This is a genomic window from Nocardia sp. NPDC004711, from assembly GCF_053601595.1.
This window is the reverse complement of the sequence record NZ_JBSGCB010000055.1, coordinates 23,615-41,179: the sequence shown is the minus strand read 5'-3', so window position 1 is coordinate 41,179 and position 17,565 is coordinate 23,615. Positions and strand designations below refer to the sequence as shown.

At 64.7% G+C, this 17,565-nt stretch carries 17 protein-coding genes; 8 read left to right on the top strand and 9 right to left on the bottom strand.

Annotated features, from left to right (window positions below):
• Positions 1 to 20: 20 nt before the first annotated feature.
• The 8 genes from ACWEKS_RS38790 to ACWEKS_RS38755 all read right to left on the bottom strand — a co-directional run bounded on the left by ACWEKS_RS38790 (position 21) and on the right by ACWEKS_RS38755 (position 6,941).
• Positions 21 to 596, bottom strand: a complete 576-nt coding sequence (locus ACWEKS_RS38790; protein WP_452344711.1) for an aromatic-ring-hydroxylating dioxygenase subunit beta — start codon at positions 594 to 596, stop codon at positions 21 to 23.
• Complete coding sequence (locus ACWEKS_RS38785) at positions 593 to 1,918, bottom strand: aromatic ring-hydroxylating dioxygenase subunit alpha (RefSeq protein ID WP_452344710.1); 1,326 nt, start codon at positions 1,916 to 1,918, stop codon at positions 593 to 595. Before ACWEKS_RS38785 ends, ACWEKS_RS38790 begins: the two co-directional genes overlap by 4 nt.
• Before the next feature lie 109 nt (positions 1,919 to 2,027).
• On the bottom strand, positions 2,028 to 2,360 hold the full coding sequence (locus tag ACWEKS_RS38780; RefSeq protein WP_452344709.1) for a non-heme iron oxygenase ferredoxin subunit: 333 nt from the start codon (positions 2,358 to 2,360) through the stop codon (positions 2,028 to 2,030).
• Between the two features lie 13 nt (positions 2,361 to 2,373).
• Entirely contained in the window at positions 2,374 to 3,621 is a 1,248-nt protein-coding gene (locus ACWEKS_RS38775; protein ID WP_452344708.1) for an NAD(P)/FAD-dependent oxidoreductase, read from the bottom strand.
• Positions 3,622 to 3,674: 53 nt separating this feature from the next.
• Positions 3,675 to 4,541 (bottom strand): VOC family protein, encoded by an 867-nt coding sequence (locus ACWEKS_RS38770; protein ID WP_452344707.1) that lies wholly within the window; start codon positions 4,539 to 4,541, stop codon positions 3,675 to 3,677.
• A gap of 143 nt (positions 4,542 to 4,684) precedes the next feature.
• Positions 4,685 to 5,488 (bottom strand): alpha/beta fold hydrolase, encoded by an 804-nt coding sequence (locus ACWEKS_RS38765; RefSeq protein WP_452344728.1) that lies wholly within the window; start codon positions 5,486 to 5,488, stop codon positions 4,685 to 4,687.
• Positions 5,489 to 5,529: 41 nt separating this feature from the next.
• The gene (locus tag ACWEKS_RS38760) at positions 5,530 to 6,183 is read right to left on the bottom strand and encodes a pyroglutamyl-peptidase I family protein (RefSeq protein ID WP_452344706.1); all 654 of its coding nucleotides are present in this window, start codon (positions 6,181 to 6,183) and stop codon (positions 5,530 to 5,532) included.
• On the bottom strand, positions 6,180 to 6,941 hold the full coding sequence (locus tag ACWEKS_RS38755) for an alpha/beta fold hydrolase (RefSeq protein ID WP_452344705.1): 762 nt from the start codon (positions 6,939 to 6,941) through the stop codon (positions 6,180 to 6,182). The genes ACWEKS_RS38760 and ACWEKS_RS38755 overlap by 4 nt, the downstream gene beginning before the upstream one ends.
• Positions 6,942 to 7,159: 218 nt before the next feature.
• On the opposite strand from ACWEKS_RS38755, the gene ACWEKS_RS38750 reads away from it, so the two are divergent.
• From ACWEKS_RS38750 to ACWEKS_RS38730, 5 genes are all read left to right on the top strand, one after another.
• Positions 7,160 to 7,975, top strand: coding sequence for a 2-keto-4-pentenoate hydratase (locus tag ACWEKS_RS38750; protein ID WP_452344704.1), 816 nt, complete (start codon positions 7,160 to 7,162; stop codon positions 7,973 to 7,975).
• Between the two features lie 183 nt (positions 7,976 to 8,158).
• Positions 8,159 to 9,019 (top strand): IclR family transcriptional regulator, encoded by an 861-nt coding sequence (locus ACWEKS_RS38745; protein ID WP_452344703.1) that lies wholly within the window; start codon positions 8,159 to 8,161, stop codon positions 9,017 to 9,019.
• Between the two features lie 56 nt (positions 9,020 to 9,075).
• Positions 9,076 to 9,768 carry a DUF2848 domain-containing protein gene (locus ACWEKS_RS38740; protein WP_452344702.1) on the top strand — a complete coding sequence of 231 codons (693 nt, stop codon included), beginning with the start codon at positions 9,076 to 9,078 and terminating at the stop codon, positions 9,766 to 9,768.
• Between the two features lie 33 nt (positions 9,769 to 9,801).
• Positions 9,802 to 10,965 (top strand): oxidoreductase, encoded by a 1,164-nt coding sequence (locus tag ACWEKS_RS38735; protein ID WP_452344701.1) that lies wholly within the window; start codon positions 9,802 to 9,804, stop codon positions 10,963 to 10,965.
• Entirely contained in the window at positions 10,962 to 11,771 is an 810-nt protein-coding gene (locus ACWEKS_RS38730) for a carbon-nitrogen hydrolase family protein (protein WP_452344700.1), read from the top strand. The genes ACWEKS_RS38735 and ACWEKS_RS38730 overlap by 4 nt, the downstream gene beginning before the upstream one ends.
• 50 nt (positions 11,772 to 11,821) lie before the next feature.
• Here the strand turns inward: ACWEKS_RS38730 and ACWEKS_RS38725 are convergent, their stop codons facing one another.
• On the bottom strand, positions 11,822 to 15,112 hold the full coding sequence (locus ACWEKS_RS38725) for a protein kinase domain-containing protein (RefSeq protein WP_452344699.1): 3,291 nt from the start codon (positions 15,110 to 15,112) through the stop codon (positions 11,822 to 11,824).
• A gap of 258 nt (positions 15,113 to 15,370) precedes the next feature.
• Between ACWEKS_RS38725 and ACWEKS_RS38720 the strand changes: the two genes are divergently transcribed.
• The 3 genes from ACWEKS_RS38720 to ACWEKS_RS38710 are packed head-to-tail and all read left to right on the top strand — an operon-like array spanning position 15,371 to position 17,513.
• Positions 15,371 to 16,780 (top strand): aromatic ring-hydroxylating oxygenase subunit alpha, encoded by a 1,410-nt coding sequence (locus ACWEKS_RS38720; RefSeq protein WP_452344698.1) that lies wholly within the window; start codon positions 15,371 to 15,373, stop codon positions 16,778 to 16,780.
• Positions 16,777 to 17,310: an aromatic-ring-hydroxylating dioxygenase subunit beta gene (locus tag ACWEKS_RS38715; protein ID WP_452344697.1), complete on the top strand. Its 534-nt coding sequence runs from the start codon at positions 16,777 to 16,779 to the stop codon at positions 17,308 to 17,310. Before ACWEKS_RS38720 ends, ACWEKS_RS38715 begins: the two co-directional genes overlap by 4 nt.
• Positions 17,307 to 17,513, top strand: a complete 207-nt coding sequence (locus tag ACWEKS_RS38710; RefSeq protein WP_452344696.1) for a dihydrodiol dehydrogenase — start codon at positions 17,307 to 17,309, stop codon at positions 17,511 to 17,513. Before ACWEKS_RS38715 ends, ACWEKS_RS38710 begins: the two co-directional genes overlap by 4 nt.
• Positions 17,514 to 17,565 lie beyond the last annotated feature (52 nt).

Below are 17,565 nucleotides of genomic sequence, written 5' to 3'. Positions count from 1 at the left end.
CTTCAGCTTCCGGCGGCGCGCTAGAACAGCACGCTGAGGTTCTTCGATTGCACGACGTTCTGGTCGAGCAGGATCGTGCGTTTCGCGATCTTGAATTCGCCGTCGGTCACACGCAGCACATCGCGCCGTTCACCCACCCAGACATCGGTCTCAGACTCGAGTCGATTCCGGTACAGCAGGAAGTTCGACACAACGTCGAACTCCGCGGATTCCACTGCGGCGGAGTCATGCTCGCCACGTAGAGTGACGACGACGTTGGACACCAGATGCCGACAGCGCGAGGGCGGGTCCTCGGCCCAGTGGGTTCCGGAGTGCATTTGGCTCACGCGCATCCGCAGCGACTCGTAATTGTCGTAGAAGTGCGCCATCTCGATGCCCTGGGGCACCTCGTCCTGATCGCGCTGGCGGCGAAGACGGTTCTTGCGCACCGGCATCCAGTAGAGGATGTCCTCGGTGAACAGCTCGAGCCAGGTGCCCCACTGCCAGCGATCGAGCAACCGCGCCTCACGGTAGAGGAACTGCTCGACTTGATGCTGGAGCAGCAACTGTCCCAGGGCATTCGTGCCTTCAGGCGCCACGATTCCTTCGGCGGTCATTCCGCACCTCCTGCTACTACGGGCCCTGCCGCAGCCATCTCACCGTTCCGGTCTGCCGGCGGAATCACCGGCCACGCCTCGCTTGTCATGAATTCCAGCCAGCGCCGGTAGAATCCGCGCTGACCCGCCTCGCCGAAGAACGTGTCGTAGTACTCGCCCGGAAATTCCGGGTGTTCCTGCTCGTTTCCGAGGCCCATCTCGTAGTTCCAGGCCATCTTCCGTGCCTGATAGCCGTGTTCGAGAACGCCACCGATCATGCCCCAGTTCTCCCCATCGTCGGTCTCGACGACACCGGCGGCCCCCTCGGTGAAAGACGCCGAAATCTGTTGCGCGCGTTTGACTTCCTCGGGCGCGTTCTTCTCCACGACGGTGAACGACCAGATCTCGAACTTGCCGGGGCCCTTGGGGTGCCACACCCGCAGATTCGCAGAACCCGGCAGGCCCGCGAAGTTCGGGAACGCGTTGAAGTTGGCTACCATATCGGCGCGATCGCCGACCCGCTCGCGCGCGATGCGCCGCTTGTTCTCGTTGTACTGGCCGAGCGGGTCGTCCGCGAACCTGGTGTGGCGCTCGAACAAGAAGCTCTCACCGTGGCCCTCCCGCAGCGAGACATGGGCGCCGTCCTTGGCCTCGAAGCCCGGGCCGAAGGCCAGGAGCGACGAAAGATGGCTCGTGGTGGCGTGATACGTGTCGCCGGCGAACTGTTCGGCGGCCAGCTTCCAATTGGCGTTGATGGTCCACTTGATCGCGCCGGGCAACACCTCGATGCCGCCTTCGGCATGATCGACCCAGCCGTCGATGTAGTACTTCAGATCACCCAGGTACTCGTGCAGCGGCGGCGCGGCCTGGTCGAAGTTTCCGAAGATCAGACCCTGGTAGCTGTCGACCTGCGCGACCTGGATCAGGCCGTTGTCCTCGAGTGACAGCTTGTTGAAGTAGGCGTCCTCCATGTTCGGGACGCCGATCAGCTTGCCCGCACTGTCGTAGGTCCAGCCGTGATAGGTGCACATGAACGAGCGGGTGTTGCCCTCCTCGGCGCGGCACACCCGCATGCCGCGGTGGCGGCAGACATTGAGGAATGCTTTGACTCCGCCGTCCGGCTGACGCACCACGAGCACCGGATCTCCGCCCATGTAGGTCGCGAAGAAGTCGTGGGGATTCGGGATCATACTGTCGTGCGCCAGGAACAGCCAGGAGCGCCCGAAAATGCGCTCCTGCTCCAGCTTGTAGATTTCTTCACTGATGAAGATCTCGGGCCCGATGTTGCCCTTCTTCCAATTCACCAGTGAATGCAGATAGTCGGCGTCAACAGCCACGACCATCTCCTTTCAATATTATTGTCCGGCATTGCTATTCGATGACTGCGCTACAGCCAAGCAGTGCGCGAGTGCCGAGTCGATATGTTCGTTCTGAGCTGCGGAACAGCGGTTTTCAGCTCTCGATCACGACATAGACGGCATCGTCGACGACCTGGACCTCGTACTTGGCGAGCGGCGCGGATGCAGGTGGCGCGGTGACCGCACCGGTCTTGATGCAGAATTTTGCGAAATGCCAGCCGCATTCGATCTGACCGTTCTCGATGTATCCTTCATCGGCCAGCGACGACTTGTCGTGCGAGCACCAGTCCGCTGTCGCGTAGAAGGCGCCGTCGATGTTGTATACCGCGATGGGCGGCTGCGTGTTCACCCGAGTGACGTTGCCGGGGGTCAATTCCCCGACAGCACACACCCGGACAAGATTCTCCGACTTCTCGGATGTTGTCATTGTCTTCTCCTCTTCACCACTGGGTGCTCGTGGCCGTCGCGGCGTCGTCACCGACGCTGCGTAGATCCACCGAAGGGTCGGCAAGCAGCGCGGACACCGGGCGCACCTGTCTTTCGATCAAGGGCATCGCCATTCGGACATCGCGGCGGCGGTTGACCCCGACCACTCCGACGAGGACTCCGCGGCGCAGGTGGAACACGGTGAAGTCCAGCGATTCCGGATCGCCGCGCCACACCTGCTCATCGGCGCTCCGGGGATCGCCCGCGACCTGAATGTTGGTGTCGCCCTGATCGGACCAGAACCACGGGACCTCCCGATAAGGTTCGCGGCGTCCCGCCATCGCGCGGGCGGCGGCGATGCCCTGATTCTGGGCGTGCTGCCAGTGCTCAAGTCGAATGTGTTGTCCAGTCAGCCAATTCGGATGCTGGGCCACATCGCCCGCCGCGTAGATGCCGGGCACCGAGGTCTCGCAGAATTCGTCGACGAGGATGCCGTTGTCGATCTCGATGCCGCAGTCCCGAGCCGCATCGAGTGCCGGAACGACGCCGATGCCGACCACCACCAGGTCGGCCTCGGCGACGAACCCGTCCACGGTGCGCACCCTGCGCACCCGGTGATCGCCCTCGATCCGGGCCACCTCCGCATCGGTTCGAATGTGCACGCCACGCTCGGAATGCCAGCGCGACAGCCGGTCTCCGATTCGCGTGCCGAGCACTCGCCGCAACAGTCCAGCGTCGCGCTCCAGCACCGTGACTTCATTGCCCAACACGACCGCGGCGGCCGCGAGCTCCATCCCGATCAACCCACCGCCGACGATGACCACAGCACCGCCGGTCAGCAATCGTTCCCGGATGGCAATCGCGTCGTCCACGGTACGCAGGAAATGCACCCCGTCGAGGTCAAGTCCTGGAATATCCGGCCGGCGCGGCGCGGTGCCTGTACAGAGCAACAACTTGTCCACGCGCAGCGACGTACCGCTATCGAGTTCGATTGCGCGACTGTGCGTATCGATGCGGGTTGCACGCACGCCGAGGCGCAATTCGATATCGTTGTCGGAGTAAAAACTATCCCGATGGATGAGTGTCGTGCCGGGTTGCTTCTGTCCCAGAATCACTTCCTTCGACAGCGGCGGGCGATCGTAGGGTAGGTGGTGCTCGGCGCCGATCAGGACGACGCGACCGTCGAACCCTTCGTCTCGAAGCGCCTCGACGGCACGGGCCCCCGCCAGGCTCGCGCCGATGACGGCGTAGGTTTCGGTCATTTCGTCCTCTCTGTCATGTTCGGTGCCACACGAGCTCTTTCGGGCGCTGCATCTCAATGGCGGTGATGGCCCCACAGGCTGGTCGAGTCGTAGTTCGACACCCGCCAGGTCGACTCGTCGACGAGGCGGCCGTCGTAGCCGTACTCGACCTCGGATCCGGATGGGTTCTTCATGAAGAAGGACAGCGCCAGATCGTTGGTATGCCTGCCGAGCGTTTCGGTGAGCTGTACGCCCCGGGTCGCAACCTCGTCCAGGGTCCGTCCGACGTCGTCGATGTCGGCCACCTCGAGCATGAAATGTCCCAGGGCCGGGGCCAATTCGTTGTTCTGCACGAATGCGAGGCTGTGGTGGCGCGGGTTGACGTGCAGGAAGTGGACCTTGCGTCCGTGGAACTCGATGGTGTCGCTGAGCCGGAATCCGAGCACATCGAGATAGAACCCCTTGGCGGCGGCCAGGTCGGTGACGAAGAAGAAGACGTGTCCCAGACCGAGATCACCTGTCACGAAACGGATCCCACGCGGCGAAAGGAACGGCTGCTTCGGCACGCGGGCGCCGTAGAAGAATTCGATCCGGTGGCCATCGGAGTCCACGCACCACAGCAGCCCCTCCACCCGGCGGGTCGCGGCGCACCGCACATCCTCTTCGACCGCCACACCTGCCGCGGCCAGCCTGCGACCGAGCGCGTCGAGCGCCTGCCGGTTGGCGACTTCCCAGCCGATATATGCCGCCCCGCCGGCCTCACCCCGGTGAATCGCGAACCGCCAGCCGCGTTCGTCGGCGCGCAGCAGGACGGTGTCCTGGTCGGCCCCTGCTGCGGCGGAGACATCCTGCAGGCCGAGGACCTCGGTCCCGTATGCGCGCCAGGCGTCCAGATCCGTTGCGTAGAGACCTACGTAGCCGAGCCCGACAACTTCAGTCATGATCTCGTATTGCCTTCCTGATGAAATACGCTGGATGCCGCGATGTCGGCTCCGGCGTGGGTGTGGAGAATGCGCGATAGCTGCCGAGCCCGACAACGGCACCGATCCGTCAGCCGGAACACCGGTCCACGATCGCGGGATCCTCAGGCGGTCAGAAATGCGCGGACCGCGGCCATGAATTCGCGCGGACGCTCGAAGGGCGGCCAATGCCCGCAGTTGTTGAGCACAACCAGGTCCGCGGTCGGCAGATGACCGAGCAACATCAGTGCGCCCTCCAGCGGCACCATCCGGTCGAAGCGCCCGTGCACGATAAGCGTCGGCACCGTAATCGTCGACAGCGCTTGCAGATTGCTACGTGGAACGATCGTCGAGCGTGACCAGGTCGCGGCATGCTCTGGCTCGCGCAGCCGCCACTTGTACATGTCCTCGACGAGGTCGTCGCCGATCAGCCCGGCGTCGTATACGATCCCGCGAAGCAGACGGGCGATGGCACCGAGATCGGGTGGGCCCGACTGACAATCGTCGAACAGCCGTCCCACCTCGGTCGGGGCCGGTGCGAGCAGATACGGGTCACCGCCGGTCGACGCACTACAACCTCCGACAATGAGCCGAGAGACGCGCTCCGGAGCAGTCAGCGCCATATCGAGTGCAACGGTGCCGCCAGTGGATGTGCCGAGCAGGGTGACGGTGTCCAGATCGAGCTCGTCGAGTATCGCGAGGGTGTTCCGCACGTACAGGTCGTGAACCGGCTCATGGAATTCGCGTGCGGCGCTGCGCCCGAAGTTGGGGTAGTCCACCAAGATACAGCGGTGATCGGCCGCCAGGTCCGCCAGCACCTGATGGTATGTCAGCCACGCCGTGGTACCGGGCAACGGACCGAATGCCTGCTGAACGATCACCGGCGGACCCGATCCCACATCGTGAAAGTGGACCGCGCTCCCGTCCACCTCCAGAGTTCGGCTGCTGGATTGCTCCCAGTGCTGCGTCGTCAACTGATCGCACCGCCTCCGATAGGAAGATCCGGCCCGTCGAATCGTGCAGCGATCGAAATAGCCAGTAGCACAGCCGCTTCCAGCTGGTCCAGCGAGACCGACGGAAGCGGCTGCGGCGCAACGGCTGCGGCGGCACGGGCCGGCGTGACCGGAACGTGCAGCATGCCGACCCGCGCCGCCGACTCCCGCGCGAGATGCCGGGCTAGATAGAAAGTCTGATTGCACAGGTATGTACCAGCGGTATTCGAGACGTATCCCGGAATTCCCGCGCGTCGCCAGCCGTCGACGATCGCCTTGACGGGCAGCGTGCTCAGATAGGCTGCGGGCGCATCCGGCTCGACGGGCTCGTCGACCGGTGTGCGGCCCTCGCTATCGGGAATCGGGAAGTCCCGCACATTGATTGCGATACGCTCGAGCGCAGGTGCTGTACGTCCCGGTGCCACCCCGGTGACGAGAATGACTTCGGCCCGGGCGAATTCCATGGCCGCACTCAGCGCCTCCCGCACCGCCTCGGTGTCCACCGGGAGGACCCGGCCGACGACATCGAAACCATCGAGCCGCCGCCCATCGAGCCGCTGTGCGATCAAGCCGCTGGGGTTGTCGGTCTCCTGCGCGTATGCGCCGAATCCCGTGACGAGCACCCGGCTCATGCCGACAGCGCAGACGCACAGCTGATCTGGAACGCGGTGAACGCCGTGATGAACGACTCGGCGCGTTCCAGCATCACCGACGACTGGTTCATGCCCGGCGCGATGAAAAGCCGAGTGTCCGGCGCCTGCTTGTGCCAGATGAAGGCATCATCCACCGGGTGGATCGCATCGTCGTGATCGCCGCGGCACACCAGTGTCGGCACGGTGAGGTCAGCGAGATGCGGCCGCAGCGTCAAGTACTCCTGGAACTCGGCGGTGGCGCGCGTTTCGGCGTAGAAGGCGATAGCGTCGCGCCAGTCGTCACCGTGCAAGGTCTGCCATTCGCGAGCCTGTGCGCTGTCGGGGTCGATGTCGGTGAAAACCGAGTTGAGGGAAGTGTTTCCGCTGGTGCTCAAACCGATGATCGGCGCATCCACGGTCAAGGTCCGGATCCGGGCCGCGTCGTCGAGCACCAATCGGCCTGCGATCCGCGACCCCAGCGAAACCCCGGCCAGGTGAACCCGATCGAGTTCGAGCTGATCCAAGAGTCGCCACAGGTCCGACACCCACACCCGCGGATGCGCCAGCGGCGCAACGCGTTCGCTGCGCCCCAGCCCACGCAGGTCCGGCACGATGACCCGGTGTGTCCGTGCCAGCCTGGGCACGAGGTCACCGAACCACCGCCCGGACGCGGCAGCGCCGTGCACCAGCAGCAGCGGCTCCCCCTGCCCGAACTCCTCGTAGTAGATGTCGACACCGTCGACGGCCAAGGTGGCCATGGGCGATTCCCTTCTGTTCCAACACTGTTTGTCGAGATGGCAGGGTCGACGACAAAGAGGCGTGCGGCAACGGAGATGTTCCGCAGAACGGCAAACACGGCTGTCCCCGTATCGCCGGCGCCGATGTTCCGGGGGGCGGACCGCAACGATTCTCATGGTCCGCGGCGGCGATCAGGGTGAACGTTCACCGAGCCCAAGAACGACGCGAGGAGCGCGACATGAAAGTAGAACCCTGCGGACAGATCCGGGTCCTGGAGACGCAATCATCGGCCGACTCATTGGCGGCTGAACTGTTACGCGCGGAGGCTGTGCGCACCGCACGCGGTCCGCTCACCGCCGAGTACCCAGAGCTCGATATCGACCTGGCCTACCGCGTTCAAGACGAGGCGCTGAGTCAGCGAATCGAGCGTGGCGAGAACATCATCGGCGTCAAATTGGGCCTGACCTCGCCCGCCAAGCAACGCCAGATGGGTGTATCAGCGCCGTTGACCGCGTGGCTCACCGATGCGATGACACTGCCCCACGGCACCCCACTGCCGCGGGAGCTGCTGATTCATCCCCGGGTCGAGCCCGAGATCACGTTCGTCATGGGTCGGCGGTTGGAGGGACCGGGCGTCACGGCCGCCGCCGCACTGGCGGCGGTGGATCGGGTGTACGCGAGCCTCGAGATCATCGACAGCCGCTACCTGGACTTCCGCTTCACACTGCCCGATGTGATCGCCGACAACGCGTCCTCCGCCTATTACGTGACCGGACCGGTCGGCGCGGACCCGACAACATTGAATCTGCCGTTGGAGGCCTGTCTGCTCGAGGTCGACGGCCAGCTGATGGCGACCGGGGTCGGCGCGGCGGTACAGGGGCATCCCGCGGAGGCGCTCGCCATGGCCGCCAACTCGCTCGCCCAGCGCGGTCATGCCATCGAGGCAGGTTGGATCGTGATGACTGGTGGCTTGACCGACGCGATCGACGCGCCCGCCGGCGCGACGATCAGCGCACAGTTCACCCATCTCGGATCGGTCGGGGTGCGGTGCTGAGGAATGGGCAGCCTCTCGGGAGTTCTCCCGATGTGACGGACGCCACGGCGGCCATACCGTCGAGGAGCGAGTCGGATACGGCTTCCACCAGCCCGCCGACCCCACCGCGACCCATCCGTCGCGCCCTTTTCACAGCACCAGCTCGCCGACTCCGCGGTCGGGCCTGGCGACCGAGAGGCAACCGTGACCATCTCCCAAACCGCCCCATACGCCCGGCTATCGAGCCCCCTGCGTAGTGGCGTCGCCATTCCCGAGATCGCCGGTTGGGACCGCCCCGACCGCGACTCGTCCACCTCCGTCGCGAAGGCGCTCGCGCTCCTGAGCAGCTTTACGCCGCATCACCTCACCATGGGCGTCACCGAGATCGCTCGGCGCGCGAACCTGCCGAAATCCACCGCGCATCGGTTGCTGTCGGTCCTTGTCGAATGGGAGATGATCACCAAGCGTGGCACGGAGTACTCGCCGGGCGGCCGATTGACCGAGCTGGCCGCGCTCTCCGCGCAGCCGGATACTCAGGATCTGCGTCGCGTCGCGCTGCCGTACCTGCTCGACCTCTACGAAATGACCCACGAGACAGTCAATCTCTGTGTTCTGGTCGGCGACGATGTGCTCTACGTCGAGAAGATCCACGGACACAACTGCGTCAATTCTCCCGCTCTGGTCGGCGTCCGGCTCCCGGCGGCCAACACCGCAGTCGGCAAGGCGCTGCTCGCATTCAGCGAAACCGTGGTGGTCGACCGGGCCGCGAGAAATCTCCGTCCGGCAACCTCGTCGAGCATCTCCTCGCCGGCTCAACTCGATCGCGAGCTCGCCGCGATCCGGCGAACCGGCATCGCCTACGACCGGCAGGAGACCAGGCCGGGCCTGAGCTGTATCGCGGCGCCGGTCCGAAGCTGGTCCGGCACCGTGGTCGCCGCGGTCTCCATATCCGGTTCGGTACAACGCTTTCAACCGGCTACCGCGGCGCCCGCGATCCGCACGGCCGCCGCGGGAATCGCCAAGCTCGCCCAGCAGGCGAGTTGGCAGCGACATCTGTCTCGTTGACGCGAATTCTCGAAAACACCGGTCGCACAACGCGACCCTCACAGCAAGGACAACCGATGACCCGCCTCACCTTCGACCTGCCCGATGGCGAGCAGTACACGGTGACGGTCGCCACGCTGCTCAACGCCGGGTATGCCGGCCGCAGCCAGGCCGATGTCGCCGCGCACGTCGCCGAACTGGCCGAGCTGGGCGTGCCTGCACCGACCAGGATCCCATGTATCTATCCGATCGCCCCCTACCTGGCGATGCAGGTCGACGAAGTCCCGGTGCAACACGAACGCACCTCCGGCGAGGCCGAGTGGGCGCTCGTGGTGGCCGGGAACAACCCCCGTGACCTGCTGCTGACCGCGGCATGTGACCACACCGATCGCCGCCTCGAACAACACGGCGTGGCATGGAGCAAGCAGGCGGCACCGGATGTGCTGGCCCGCAAGGCATGGCGCCTCGACGACGTGGCCGGCTACATCGATGAACTCACACTCACCGGCAGTGTGATCACCGGAGCCGGTCCGCAGCTGATCCAGCAGGGCACGCTCGCGGAATTGCTGACACCGATGTACTGGGCCGGGGAACTACGTGCACGCCAGCTCTTGAAGCCCGGCACCATACTCATGTCCGGAACCATTCCGATGCGCGCCGACGTCGGCCAATTCAGCACCGGATGGAGCGTCGAGCTCGGCGATCCCCGTACCGGGCAATCGATCTCGCTGTCCTACACGGTGCGCCAGACGCCGCCGCCGGTCGACTGATCCCCCGACATCACCCTCTCCGCAGGAGCCGCTGTGCACGAAACCGCCGATCCCTGGGCGCCGCTGCGCCTCAATTCCGGTGCGACACTGAGAAATCGGTTTGTACTCGCACCCATGACAACCGATGCGTCCGAGCCGGACGGATTGGTCACCGAAGCCGAAATCGACTACCTCGCCCGCCGCGGCGCCGCCGAGTTCGGCGCGGCCATCACCTCGTGCGCGTACGTGCACGCCGACGGCCGGTCCTGGCGTGGAATCGGCGCAACCGACGCCATTCACCTCGGCAGCCTGGCCTCCGTCGCCGATGCCGTTCGCGGTGATGGCGGCCTGGGTATCCTGCAGATCTACGACGGGGGCCGGATCGCTCTCCCGGAGCTGGTGGGGCCCAGCGGCATTCGCGGCCCCTCACCCATTCCGTCGGCCCGTCCCAACGCCCACACGCCCCGTGAGCTGACCGGTCCGGAAATCAATCAATTGCTCACGGCCTTCGGGCAGTCGGCCGCTCTCGGGGTGCAGGCAGGGTTCGACGGGATCGAAATCCACGGCGCGAATCATTATCTGATCCACCAGTTCTTTTCGCCACGCGCCAACCGCCGACTCGACGACTGGGGCGGCGGACTCGACGAACGAATGCGCTTCCCCCTCGCGGTGGCCGATGCCGTGCGCAGCGCGGTCGGCCCAACGGTCACCGTCGGATTCCGAATCACCCCGTTCGAATCCGAGCCCGGCTGCTACACCCTCGACGACTCCGCACGCCTCGCCGACCGGTTGGCATCCGCCGGAGTCGATTACGTGCATATTTCGATGGACAACTTCCGGACGAACTCGCCGCAGCCGGAGGATCGGGACTGGACGAGGACGCGGGCACGAGTGGAATCACGCAATCCGATCGAGGCGATCGCCGCGGCGGTAGTCGGACGCAGCGCGATCATTGCGAGCGGTGGCATCCGATCGCTGGACGACGCCCGCGACGCACTGCATGCGGGTGCGGATCTGGTCGCTATCGGACGCGCGGCACTCATCGATCCCGAATGGGTCGACAAGGTGAAAGCCGGTGCGCATCATCAGATTCGAACCGAGCTACCGGCGCACCCTACCGACATCGAAACAACATTGACGATCCCCCCACGCATGGTGCGCTACCTGCTGAGCCGACCCGGATGGATCCCCCGGGCAGAACAGGGTGCGCAGTCGTGACCCACACCAGATTGCGCATCGGGCTCTGCCAAGTAGTCTCCACCGCTGATCCCGCCGAAAACCTTGCGCTGATGCGACAGTGGGTACGGCGCGCGGCCGATGCCGGTGCCCGGGTGGTCGTGTTCCCGGAGGCCACCATGGCCCACTTCGGCGCCCCGCTAGCCGAGCTGGCCCAACCGCTCGACGGTCCGTGGCCCACTGCGGTCGCCGACTTGGCCGACGCCCACGATGTACTCATCGTCGCGGGCATGTTCACCCCTGCGGGTGACCGGATTCACAACACAGTTCTACTGACCGGGCTCGGAAAGCACCTCGGCTACCACAAGATTCACCTCTACGACGCTTTCGGCTATCGCGAATCCGACACCGTCGCCGCTGGCACGGACTGCGTCACGGTCACCGTCGACGGCTTCGTGCTGGGTATCGCTACCTGCTACGACGTGCGCTTTCCCACGCTGTTCCAACGCCTCGCCGAGCAGGGGGCTGGTGCGGTTCTACTTCCCACCTCCTGGGGCGCGGGCGACGGAAAGGCCGAGCAATGGGACACCCTGGTACGGGCGCGGGCACTGGACACCGGCTGTTGGGTACTCGGATGCGATCAGGCAGACCCGGGAACCACTGGAACGCAGGTCGATCCGAATGCACCGACAGGTATCGGCCGCTCGGTCGCGATCGATCCGCTCGGCCGCATCGAGGGTCGACTGGGCGCGGCCCCTGGGCTGCTCATCGTCGATATCGACGTCACCGTCGTCAGCGACGCCCGGGTGGCTACCGGCGTACTGGCCAATCGCGCGACAGTATTGTGAGCTCCATGCTGGGTCCGGGTCGGCCCGACACGGCTCACCGCAGGTCAGCGTTACTGGGTCGCTAGCAGAGAGGCGACCTGGGTTCGATTGTTCACACCCAATTTCGTGAAGATGTGCTCCACGTGCGTCTCCACCGTGCGTGGGGCGATGATCAAGGCCTGGGCGATTTGCTTGTTGGTCATTCCCTCGGCCAACATGCGCGCGACCTGCGCCTCACGCGGTGTGAGAGCGGCGATGAGGGCATCGTCGGTCGAGGACTGCTCCTCGACCGGCGCTGCCTCGCCCAGCGCATACCCGGTCGCGCGCTCGGTGCCGAGCCGACCGCCCTCGCTGAACGCGTTCTCGAAGGCGTTGTCTCCCAACAGGGCTCTCACCTCTTGCCCGGTCTGATCGCTCCAGGTCCGCAGTTCGAAGCCCCCTGGATAATCGCCGAGCGGTTCCCAAACCTGGCGAACCGCACCCATCAGGCGCGCCGATCGCCCGGGGTCGCCTTCGGCCGCTGCCACCCAGGACAGTATTTCCAGCACGACCGCGATTCCGAGGGCGTCGTGGAACGGCCGTTTGCCTGCCAACGCTTCTCGTAGCAGGAGACCTGCCTCGGCGAACTCGCCACGCATCCACTGCGCCAAACCGAGGAAGGTCTGGATCCAGGACAGCAGCCATCGCTCGCCGTGGGCCGTGCAGGCCTGACGGCACTGTTCGAGAACCTCGAGTGCCCGGTCGGGTTCGTGTTTGCGGCAGTAAGCCCAGCCGAGCTGTTCCAGTGCCAGGATGTGCAACAGACCGGGACCACCCTCCGCCTCCATCGCAGACCCCTCTTCGATAAGGGCCATCCCCTGCATCGTGTTTCCGAGATTATGTTCGGCCACGCCGCGGAAATGTGTTGCATGCGCGAGATTCACCGTATCGCCCAGCTCCTTCGCCAGAGCCTGGCTGGTGCGCAGCAGTTCCAGCGCCACCACCGCTTTGCCCTCGGCGACCGCGAGATAGCCGTTGGACCACAGGGCCGCCGCACGCTCGGAACTCGCGGCACTGTCGGACGCCAGGGCCCGATCGAGCCAATGCCGTCCCTCGCGCTGCTGGCCACAGCCGAGCCAATACCAGAACAGCGCAGCAGCCATACCGAGGGCAGCCCGCCCACCCGCCGGATCCGACAACAGCGAATCGAGGACGGCCCGCAGGTTCGCGTGCTCGCCCCGCATTCGTTCGACCATCTGCTCTTGGCCGGGACCGAACCAATTCTCTTCGAACTCGCGCGCCAGCCGCTGGTAATAGGTTCGATAACGCCCGTTGATCTCGGCTTCGGCAGGACGCCCGTGCAGCTTCCGTAGCCCGTAGTCACGCACCGTTTCGAGCATCCGATAGGTCGGCGTGCCGCCCGTCGAATGCTGGGCGAGGATGGACTTGTCCACCAGCGCCGAGATGCAATCGACGACCGCGTCTCGCGGCAAGTCCTCGCTACTGCAGATGCATTCGGCTGCCTGTAGATGCACGGCGCCGGTGAAGACCGAAAGCCGTTCCCACAGCAGTCGTTCTCGATCCGAACACAGTTCGTAGCTCCAGTCGAGGGTCGCCCACAACGATTGATGGCGCGGGGCCGCGGAACGGTCACCGACGCTGAGCAATTTGTGGCGGTCGTCGAGCCGATCGAGCAGCTCACGTGGCGACAGCGCCCGCATGCGCCCGGCGGCGAGCTCGATCGCCAGTGGCAATCCATCGAGTCGCCGGCACAGCTCCTCGATCGTCTGGGCATTGTCGGCGGTGATCCGGAAGGTCGGCGCTGCCGCCAACGCACGGTCGGCGAACAGTGCCACGGCATCGGGTCGCGAATCCGCCGCGGATGCTGGATACGCCAGCTGCGCGGCCGTCCGGTGTACCGCCAGCGGGTCCACCTCGAACACATGCTCACCGGAAACACGTAGTGGCTCACGACTGGTGACGAGGATCCGCAGACCCGCGCACGTGGACAAGAGATTTCGGACCAGGATCGCACTCTCGTCCAGCAGGTGCTCGCAATTGTCCAACACCAATAGCAGCTCACGCCCACGCAGATAGTCGATCAAGGTCCCGACCACATCCGGCTGATGTGTCGGGGCGCCCACCGCCTGCGCGACCGTCAACCCCACCAGGGCGTGATCCGCCAAATCTGCCAGCTCGACCAGGACCACACCATCGGCGAAGCCGCGCTGCACCTTTCGAGCCACGTGCACGGCGAGCCGGGTCTTGCCGACACCACCGATACCGGTCAATGTGACCAGCCGCGAATCGGCCAGCACCCGGCGGACTTCCGCCGACTCGGCTTTGCGTCCCACCAGGCTGGTCATGTCCACGGGAAGGCCTGAACCGCCCGGGGGCGTCGGTGCATCGGCCATCACATCACCTCGGTCGTTCGATGGGCTGTCGGAGCTGTCGACGATATCCAGCGAGGCGGCGGCCTGGCCGTCGGGAAGGGCCATATTGTCGACGGGCAAACGGTGGCGTCGTTGGATTTCGCAGAGGTCGCCACCGAATGCGGCGGCGGTGGCAAAGCGATCCGCCGGATCCTCGGACATCGCTCGCTCGATCGCGGCGCACACATCATCCGGAATGTGTCGTTCACGCAAATCCGGAACAGGCTCTGAGGTGATGCGAAGAAACTGCGACATCACCTTCTCTCCGGTGCGGCGTTCGAAGGCAGCGTGACCGGTGATCAAACAGAACAATGTCGAACCGAGACTGTAGATGTCCGATGCCACGGTCGGCAAATGGCCTTTCAATACCTCTGGTGCGGTGAAGGCCGGCGACCCCGTGATGATTCCGGATGTGGTGACGAACCCACCTGGAACATGGGCTATTCCGAAGTCGCTGAGTTCCGGTTCGCCATACCCGTTCAGTAATACGTTTCCCGGCTTGACATCCCGATGCAGCACACCCGACTGGTGCGCCGTCTCGAGCGCGCCCGCCAGCCGCACGCCGATCCGCAGGCCGTCTTGCCACCGGAGCGGACCATCCTGTTCGATCCGACGCTGCAGCGATCCGCGCGGATGGAACGGCATGACGATATACGGGCGGTCGGCCATTATCACGCCAGTGAACAGAATGCCGACGATATTCGGATGGCCCGAGAGTCTACCCATGGCCCGCTGTTCCCTGAGGAACCGTTCGAGGTTCTCGCGGTCGAGGTCGGAGGTCAGCACCTTCACGGCAACCGTCCGCTCCAGCGCTGACTGCGCACAGCGGTACACGATTCCGAAACCGCCGCGCCCGATCTCGGTGACGTCCTCGAATCCGGCCTCTCTCAGACCGGCTGGAATGCTCGCGCCAATTTCACGTTGCGTTCGCAGCGGATCGTGGCTGACCATCGACAAGGCCTATCTCCCGAGAGCTACGCGCGGAACATGAGGCCGAAATCCTCGAATCGGCCGATCTCGGGCAGCCGACCGATCCATTGAGCAGCATAGCGCCAGCATACTGCGACACACGTGCCCGATCTGCTGATTCACCCGATCCAAGCGCCGCCACCGCCGATGTTCCGACATCCGGACCGGCGCCATTGGCGTCCGGTCTCGAGGGCCGTACTTTGCCCGGAAGTCCGAGGGTGCTTCACGAGGAGATATCACGTGTTCGATCAGAAGATCAAACCCGAATCCGGGGGCGGAATCCAGACATCTAATTCTGCCGCGGAATTCTTCCGTACGGTGGATCGCGAGTTGGAACAAGGAATTATTTCGCCTCGGATCTTCAACGATCCGGAGCTCTATTCTTATGAGCTCGACCGAATCTTCGCGCGCTGTTGGTGTTTCGTCGCCCATGAGTCCGAGATTCCGACGCCCGGTGACTACGTGCTGCGCTACATCGGCGAGGATCAGTTCATCGTCGTACGTGACGAAGACGGCGAGATCCGGGTTCTGTTCAATAAATGTACGCACCGCGGCAGTCCGGTGTGTCGGGTGGAAAAGGGCAATAGCTCGCACTTCCGCTGCCCGTATCACTCCTGGGTCTTCAAGAACAATGGCGAATGGAGCGGCGCGCCGTATCGTAAGAAGGCATACAAGAAGTTGGACGCCGCGGCGTGGGGCTTGGCGGCCGCGCCCCATGTGGACTCGGTACACGGCCTGGTATTCGCCACGCTCGATCCGGACGCGCCGACGCTCGACGAGTATCTCGGCGACATGCGCTGGTACCTGGACGTCTTGCTCGGTCTCAATGACCAGGGCATGCGGGCAATCGGCGAACCCCACCGCTGGCGTGTGCCCGCGAACTGGAAATCCGCCGCCGACAATGTCATGGCCGACGCGTATCACGTTCCCTCCCTGCACCGTTCGGCGGAGGAGGTCGGCATGTTCCCCAACATCGAATCGGGCGGCGCGGGGCCACAAGGGGTGTCGAGGCACGTGTACTTCGACGAAGGCCACGGGATGATCATCAACGACGGATTCCTCCCACCGCCGTGGCATCGTTCAGGCTTTCCGCCGGAAGTCGCCGAGACATTCCAGACCGACCGCCTCACCCCGGACCAGCGTCTGTTCGTCGAGAACCACTCGGCGACAACCTTTCTCATCTTCCCCAACCTGGGATTGATTCGCGTCCCCGCGTCCCCACACCCGGACGCCCCGCCAACGGTGTTCACCTACCTGCGCCTGCTGCAACCCGCCGGGCCGGACACGCTGGAGAACTGGAATTGGACGCTGGGCTGGAACAGCGCACCGGACGGATTCAACGAAGACGCCTACGTCGCCGGGCTCAGTATGCACGGCCCGGCCGGAATCCTCGAGCAGGATGACCCGGTCGCGTGGGCCGGTGCACCGGTCGCCGGCAGATCGGTTTTCGCGCGGAAGAGCGGCATGCGCCTCAACTTTCAGCTCGGTATCGACGGAATGAGCGACTACGAGGAGGACACGCAATGGCAGTTCCCCGGCCGAGCGACCACGTCCGCGCTCGGAGAAGCCCCGCAGCGGGCCTTCTACCGACGCTGGCTGCGTGAGATCTCGAACGCGAACGATGGCGAAGGACAGGAGACCGACCAGTGACGCTTTCGACGACTTCACCCACGAACACCCCCCGAGACATCACCGCCGAGTGCGCGAGCTTCCTCTATCGTGAGGCCGAGTACCTGGACCACCGCGAGTTCAACTGCTGGCTGGAATGCCTGTCCGAGGAGCTCGTGTATCTGATGCCCATTCGCATCACTCGCGGCCCGGAAGCGCGGCACCTGGAGCTCTCCCCCATCGGATTCCACATGAAAGAGACGTACGCATCGATGAAAATGCGTGTCTCTCGGCTCTACACCGAACACGCCTACGCCGAAGATCCGCCATCACGAACCCAGCGGCTGGTGACAAACATCCGAGTCGATGCACTCGACACCCCCGGAAAATATGATGTGCGAAGCAGTTTCATGTGTTTTCGGGGGCAAGGCGACGGCATCGGATCCGATCTGATCGTCGGCGAACGGTTCGACATACTGCACGACACCGCCGACGGCTGGAAAGTCGCGGCGCGGACGGTGCATTTGGCACACACCACACTGGTCACCGCCAACCTCGGGATATTCCTGTGAGTCCGCTACGGCTCAGCAACGAGTTCGCCGAGGTCTTCATGCGGGTGGTCGCGACCGGCAATGGCGAGCGGCTCGAGATCACCTCACTGCGGCGGGGCACCAGTATTCGTCTCGACCCGGTCGTGCTGGAGGCCCTGACATGGCAGTCCACCGACGTATTCACCCGAATGCTCGAGGGCTCGATCGGCCCGGCGGCGCTGTGACAACCGCCCGTTCGGCCTCGCGGAGGCGAGGCACCCCAGTGGAAAGAGTTGG